Annotated in this window: 4 protein-coding genes; all 4 read right to left on the reverse strand. The window is 48.3% G+C overall.

Annotation, left to right across the window (positions count from 1 at the left end; genetic code table 11):
* Window positions 1–460: FAD-dependent oxidoreductase (locus BZG79_RS14420; RefSeq protein WP_199877945.1), on the reverse strand; the 460-nt coding region annotated here is incomplete at its 3' end.
* Between the two features lie 3 nt (window positions 461–463).
* Complete coding sequence (locus BZG79_RS14425) at window positions 464–1189, reverse strand: SDR family NAD(P)-dependent oxidoreductase (protein WP_077677091.1); 726 nt, start codon at window positions 1187–1189, stop codon at window positions 464–466.
* Complete coding sequence (locus tag BZG79_RS14430; RefSeq protein WP_077774750.1) at window positions 1186–1626, reverse strand: nuclear transport factor 2 family protein; 441 nt, start codon at window positions 1624–1626, stop codon at window positions 1186–1188. Before BZG79_RS14430 ends, BZG79_RS14425 begins: the two co-directional genes overlap by 4 nt.
* The coding region (gene phrB, locus BZG79_RS14435; protein ID WP_077774751.1) for a deoxyribodipyrimidine photo-lyase at window positions 1626–2899 on the reverse strand (1274 nt) is incomplete at its 5' end. The genes phrB and BZG79_RS14430, both read right to left, overlap by 1 nt.

Raw genomic sequence — 2899 nt, forward strand, 5'->3', positions numbered from 1 at the left:
GGTTAAGGAAATCCCCTAAGGTATTCAATGATGAAGACGAGGCACTATCTTTCGCTGCGTACGCGTCACGTGCGAGACGATTAAAGCGCATGATTTCGGCTAGAAAGCGATAAAAACGTACATTAACGATATTGCGTTTTTGCGCAAACAACGACGACAAGCTGTGGCCGTTATATTCTAAGCCGTTTGCATCGTTGCGCACACTAAAACTCATTTGTGAAGGCTGACGTCCAACCCCGATGTCATTGAGCAAGCGCTCATAATTTGGATAAGTTCTGTCATTAAAGACGATAAAGCCGGTATCAATCGCGTATTGACCACTTTCGACCTCAATATCAACGGTCGCCGTGTGACCACCGAGGTAGTCATTCGCTTCAAATAACTGAATATCATGTTGTTTGTTAAGGTAATGGGCGCACGTTAACCCGGCAATGCCCGAACCAATAATGGCAATTTTCATGGTTTAGTTCCTTGTCATACGTCGAGCAAGGGCTATCTGCCAAGACATAGGCAGTAGCGCTAAAAATTTAAGAATAAACGTGAATTTTCGTGGGAAATGCACTTCTGTCTTGCCTTTGGCTAATCCAGACTGGATCGCCGCTGAGGCTTGTTTAACACTGACTCGCATTGGCATAGCAAAGTCATTTTTGTCCGTGAGCGGGGTTTCCACGAAACCAGGAGAAACAAGTGACACTGTCACTCCTTGCTGAGCAAGATCGGCGGATAACGTATTGGCGATATAGCTAATCGCCGCTTTGGAGGCGCCATAAGCTTCTGCTCGGGGTAGCGGCATGTAACTGGCAGAGGAACCCACGATCGCAAGATGGGTCGCATCACTAAAACCCGCTTGTAATGCTTCAATACAATTGAGCACACCAAAGACATTGATATCAAACACGCGCTTAAACAACGACACATCGACCCGACCTTGATCGATATATTCGCAGGTTCCCGCGTTTAAAATGATCAAATCTGGGGCCATACTGAGTTTGCCCAATGCCTGATGGGTTTGTTCACTATCGGTCGCGTCAAACGCCAAGGGGGTGAGTGAGGCATGATCATTTGCCATTGCAAACAGTTTGTCTTGATTGCGCCCACACGCGGTGACTTGCCAGCCTTGTCGCGCATAATCTCGAGCCAACTGTTCGCCAATGCCAGAGGTCGCGCCTGTGATCACTACGTGTTTCATTGTCCTAACCTCGTTTTAATCTGTTTCAGTAAGCGCCCGAGTAAAGGCAATGCTTCATACAGCATTTCGCCCATGTCAAAGTAGTCACGATGACGGATAATTTTGCCCTCGCTAAAGCGCAAGTGAGAGCAACCTTGAACCTGACGCGCTTTGCCTTTTTCTAACTTTGGATGCGAGAGTGTCATGGTCCAGGTGACAAATGCGTCATCGTCTTCGACCGTGGTGTGATGAATAACAAATTGACAGTCAGTAACATTCTCATAAAGCACAGTAAAATACTGAATGAAGGCTGCCAGTCCGACAATCTCATGTGCCGGGTCACGAAACACGATCTCTGGATGATAAAGAGTTTCTAATGACGTTAAGTTACGTTTGTTTAATGCCTTATAAATAGACACAAACTGCTTCACTCCGGCTTGTGTATCATTATGTGCCATTAAAACGACTCCTGATGCTGGTTTTTAGCCGCTTCAAATAAGGCTAACGCTTTCTTTCTTTGTTTCGCGTGATCAACCACAGGTCGTGGATAATCTATTGATTGAGCATACTTTTCTGCCCATTGCCAGGGTTGATGAACATGCTTGCCAGGCACCGATTTTAAAGCCGGAATCCAGCGGCGGATAAAACGGCCATCACTATCAAACCGCTCTCCTTGTGTTGTTGGGTTAAAAATCCGGAAGTAAGGCTGCGCATCGGTGCCGACAGATGCCGACCACTGCCAACCGCCATTGTTTGATGCAAAGTCGCCATCAATCAGTTTGGACATAAAATAGTCTTCGCCCCAGCGCCAGTCGATCAGCAAATCTTTGGTTAAAAAGCTCGCCACGATCATTCGTAAGCGGTTGTGCATCCAGCCGGTTTGATTCAGTTGCTGCATGGCGGCATCGACAATCGGATAACCCGTTTTTCCGTTTTTCCACGCCTCAAACAAGGTTGAGTCGTTTTCCCAGACCACCGACTCTCCCCAGCTTAAAAAACACTGCCGCTTGCTAATTGCAGGGTTCTGCGCNAAATCTCGCCAAATAAGCTCAGACAACCTGGTAGCAGCGCCGGTATCGGGCTCACGCCAATCGCCGTTTTCCGCCTGAAGTCGGGCTAAGCATTGTCGTGGTGACACGGCGCCGATGGCGAGATAAGGGGAAAGCTGACTGGTGCCATCCATCGCAGGAAAGTCACGGTGCTTTTTGTAATCTGCCGCTCGCTCGCGACAGTATTCGCGCAAACAATCAAGGATCCCTTTTTCGTCACTCGCCCACGCAGAGACATCTACGGTTGGGTAGACAAACTCAATTGGGGCGAGTTGAGAAAAGATGTCTCTCACCACAGATGTTTCTTCTCGCACAGACGGCGCTCTACGGGGCGATAAGTCCAAGTTATCAAGCGCGCGCAAGCACGCTTTTTTAAACGGGGTAAACACTTTGTATGCTTCTCCCTTGCCTGACTTTATCGTTCCAGGGGCAAATAAATTGCGATCGGCATAGGTATGCCAAGCAATCCCTCGGGCGGCTAAATCAGCCTGCACGCGTTCATCTCGTTTGACTTCATTGAGCTCGTACTCATGATTGGCGAATACCGCTTGTGCATCTGTTTGTGTGGCATACTCTGCCACTGTACGCGCCGCCTCAGTAAAATCATTCGACCGTTCAACCACTAATGGGATGTTGAGTGCTTTTAGCTCCTCACGCAGCGCTTCGAGCCGTGCTTGAATAA

It is taken from the genome of Salinivibrio sp. MA427 (assembly GCF_001996115.1).
Taxonomy (GTDB): Bacteria; Pseudomonadota; Gammaproteobacteria; order Enterobacterales; family Vibrionaceae; genus Salinivibrio; species Salinivibrio costicola.

Excerpts from the sequence above, each read along its gene's own strand:
- BZG79_RS14430 (WP_077774750.1), bottom strand. The coding sequence starts at position 1,626 with ATGGCACATAATGATACACAAGCCGGAGTGAAGCAGTTTGTGTCTATT.
- BZG79_RS14425 (WP_077677091.1), bottom strand. The coding sequence starts at position 1,189 with ATGAAACACGTAGTGATCACAGGCGCGACCTCTGGCATTGGCGAACAG.